A 3,458-nucleotide genomic window follows, 5' to 3' on the forward strand; every position below is an offset into this window, starting at 1 on the left:
GAAGGGTTATGCAAAGTATATGATTATGTAAAGTAAATTCTTAGACTATAATGATAACAGGATAGTTTCCAAATTTACTTTACATAATTCCATTAAATACTATTGATTAAATTGGTTTAACCATAATAATAAATCATCATTCTCCTGCCATTGAGGCTTTCCTGTCGGAGAAACATCAGTATAGGCTTTTTCAATAGCTTCTCGTTTCTGTCTGGAATCAGCTCTGGCATAGACTTCAGTTACCTGAACCGAGCTATGACCAAGAATATCTCTGATATAAACCAGATTTACACCCGCCTGCAGAAGATGCATGGCTTTTGAGTGCCTCAATGAATGGCATGAAATTTGATCAGGTATTAAAGCAGGTATTTTTTCTCTAGCTATTTTGCTGTATTTTTTTAAAATATAATTTACTCCAGCTCTTGTAAGTTTTTCTTTGCGACTATTGAAAAATAATGGATACTCATTTGCATAATCTTTCAGAAGACCATTTGCTTCCATATATCTTTTTAAAATTTCAGCTGTTGGTTCCATTAAGGGGACTATTCTTGCTTTTTTCCCTTTGCCAATCAGTTTAACTGTATATGGTTTATCAAAACGAATATTTGATGGTGTTAAATCAATAATCTCCTGCACTCTAGCTGCTGTATCATACATTAAACTCAGTATTGCTAAATTGCGTTGTCCTGATTTCAAACTTTGATCAGGCATTTCTAATAATAATTTAATTCCATCTAATGATAGATAATTCATTGTTGCCTTTTCTGTTTTTTTGACTGGTATTGATAATATTCTCTGCCATTCCTGCAGGTTTTCAGGACTCTGATATTGAAGATATCTAAAAAAAGAGTGCATAGCTGCCAGCCGAATATTTCTGGTAGTTATGCTGCAATGACGCTGAACTTCTATCCAGCCTAAAAAATCAACAATAATATCTTTTGTGATAATTTCCAGGGTGATATTTTCGGCAGAGATATTTTTTCTATCTTTAAAAAATTTGAGTAAAAGAATAAAGGTATCTCTGTAAGATAAAATAGTATTTTCGCTAACCCCTTTTTCACCAGGCAAATAATTTTTTAAGAAAGTAGTTAAATAATAAGAGAAATCAGTATTTTTCATGGGAGTTTCACCTCTGGAAAAATATATGAGCAGAGATTATTAATTTCTTTAATTAATTCTGGATACATATCAGAAGTCAGCCTGACATATTTATCTGTTGCTTCCAGTGATTGATGACCTAAGTATTGAGACAGGATAGGTAAAGAGTAATATAGATCAAGATCAGATTCCGACATTTTAATCAGTGAATGAACACTAAAGGTATGTCGAAAATCATGGACTCGTGGACCTTTTCCTTTACCGCCATGAGATATATTGGCTTCCCACAAAATTTTTCTAAACCATTTGTAAATAGTATCGCTTGCATATCTTTCACCATTATACTGACTAAAAAAATATTTTTCTATTAAATTTTTTGATAAACATTTTTCTTTGTATAATAGGCAGATATCAGTTAATGAATCCGACAAAGGTAAAATTCTATCTTTATCATTTTTAGCATTTCTAATAATAATATATTTTTCGGTCAAATTCACATCTTCAGTTTTTAAAGAGAGAGCTTCATTAACTCTTAAGCCGCAGCCGTAAATCATACGGAATACAACTGGCATAACATATCTTGTATTTGATTTTTCTTTAAATTTAAAATTATCACAGGCCTCAAAAAATGCTTTTATCTCGTGATTAGAAAAAATATGGGGTGTGAAAGTTGTTTTTTTAAATTTAATCTGTTCTGGAATATATGATTGGTAGCCAAGTTTGTTTAAATAAACAGAAAAATTCTTAATTGCATTAACTCTTTTGTATCTTGTAGTATCAGCTTCATTTTCCCTTTTTTTAGCCCATTCATCAGTAATATCTTTAGTTAAACCTATCTCGGTTACTTCATATTGAAGTATAAAACGGTCAAATATTTTAAAAGTTGCAATATCTTTGTAGTCATAACCAATATTTCTTTTGAACTCTATATACTGTTTTAAAAGCACTGAATATATGCTCTTGAATTCCATTTTAGTTCACCTCCTGAATATAATAAGGTGAATTTAGAACTGGAACTTCAAGAGAACACTGTCTTAGAGAATTAAGATCTATTCTTAGATATGTTTTTGTGCTTTCTGTACTGCTATGACCAAGCACTTCTGAAATAACTGGCAGTGGAGTTTTTTGCTCCAATAAAGTGCAGGCAAGGCTGTGTCTCAGGGCATGGGGCCCATGTTTTTTCTTATCCAGATTATCAATTTTTGCTCTTTTTAAATAAAATGTTACTATACTGTGTAGTGTAGGTTCTTTGAGCTTACCATAAGGTTGACCAATACAAATGAAAATATAGGGTAAATCTGTCTTTGGACGACCATATTTTAAATAATCAATAATTGCATTACCGACTTCTGTTAAAAGTGGCAATTCAATTACCTTGGCGGTTTTAGTTTGTTTAATTCTAATATTATTCTGTTTCCAGTTGATATTTTCAAACTTCATTCTACAAATATCAGAAGCTCTTAAACCAAGCCTTGCTGCAAGCAGTATCATCGCAAAATCTCGCTTTCCTTTAGGATTTGCTCTATCTACTGATTTAAGGAGTTTTTCAACTTCTTCTTTGGTATAAGTTGTTGGCAATTTGCTCTCTTTTTTGTAACCGATTTTTGGAATAATATAAGAAAAATCAGTCAGAAGAATTTCACTCTGATATAAATATTTTAAAAAACCTTTTAAAGTACCAACTATATTATGAATTGAGGCATTAGAATATATTCCCAGATCATTAATAAACTGAAGAATATGCTGATTTTCCAAAGTTTTTAGCGAAAATATATTACTAGCTTTCAAATAATCTAAAAATCTTAATAAATGAATTTTCTTGCCTTCTATTGTTCTTAATGCATTTCCTTTAAGCTTAAGGTATTCGAGATAGTTTAAAATTATTTTATCAATTTCGCCACTAAAATCATATTTTTTAGAAACGGATCTAAATCTGATTACACCTGTAACTTGAAACTCACTGGTTACATTTGCAACTCGAAGAAGATCTTTTTCTTTTCTGCTTAAGCTTTCATAAGGACGATTTTTCATTATACTGAATATAAATTTTTCTCCCACTTGAGAATTATAAAATTCAATAGAATTTTTACTCATAAAATCATTTAAATGCTTCCAACCCCTTTGATATTTTAGTTGAGTAGCCCTGTTATAGGATAAACTTTTAATATACACCTCCAGTTCTGAAACTAGTTCTTGAAGTTTTTGCTGTTTTTTCATTTTCATTTTCCTCTCTATAATAATTAATCTTTTAGCTTTAATTAATTATAGAGTAATTATGTAAAGTAAACCAGCAAAAATTTCTAGTATATCAACATTATTTTAATGTACTTTACATAATCATATACTTTACATAACCCTTA

The 3,458-nt window shown here is 30.2% G+C and carries 3 protein-coding genes; all 3 read right to left on the reverse strand.

The annotated features are described in order from the left end of the window. Window positions 1-99: 99 nt before the first annotated feature. The 3 genes from C7958_RS15410 to C7958_RS15420 are packed head-to-tail and all read right to left on the reverse strand — an operon-like array spanning window position 100 to window position 3,321. On the reverse strand, window positions 100-1,119 hold the full coding sequence (locus C7958_RS15410) for a site-specific integrase (RefSeq protein WP_111573554.1): 1,020 nt from the start codon (window positions 1,117-1,119) through the stop codon (window positions 100-102). Beyond that, window positions 1,116-2,069: a tyrosine-type recombinase/integrase gene (locus C7958_RS15415; protein WP_111573555.1), complete on the reverse strand. Its 954-nt coding sequence runs from the start codon at window positions 2,067-2,069 to the stop codon at window positions 1,116-1,118. The genes C7958_RS15410 and C7958_RS15415 overlap by 4 nt, the downstream gene beginning before the upstream one ends. Before the next feature lies 1 nt (window position 2,070). Beyond that, entirely contained in the window at window positions 2,071-3,321 is a 1,251-nt protein-coding gene (locus C7958_RS15420; protein WP_111573556.1) for a site-specific integrase, read from the reverse strand. Window positions 3,322-3,458: the final 137 nt, after the last annotated feature.

Source organism: Halanaerobium saccharolyticum (genome assembly GCF_003259895.1).
Taxonomy (GTDB): Bacteria; Bacillota; Halanaerobiia; order Halanaerobiales; family Halanaerobiaceae; genus Halanaerobium; species Halanaerobium saccharolyticum_A.

What these genes read in the sequence shown, in the direction of transcription:
- C7958_RS15410 (WP_111573554.1), bottom strand. Translation starts at nt 1,119, where the DNA reads ATGAAAAATACTGATTTCTCTTATTATTTAACTACTTTCTTAAAAAAT.
- C7958_RS15415 (WP_111573555.1), bottom strand. Translation starts at nt 2,069, where the DNA reads ATGGAATTCAAGAGCATATATTCAGTGCTTTTAAAACAGTATATAGAG.
- C7958_RS15420 (WP_111573556.1), bottom strand. Translation starts at nt 3,321, where the DNA reads ATGAAAATGAAAAAACAGCAAAAACTTCAAGAACTAGTTTCAGAACTG.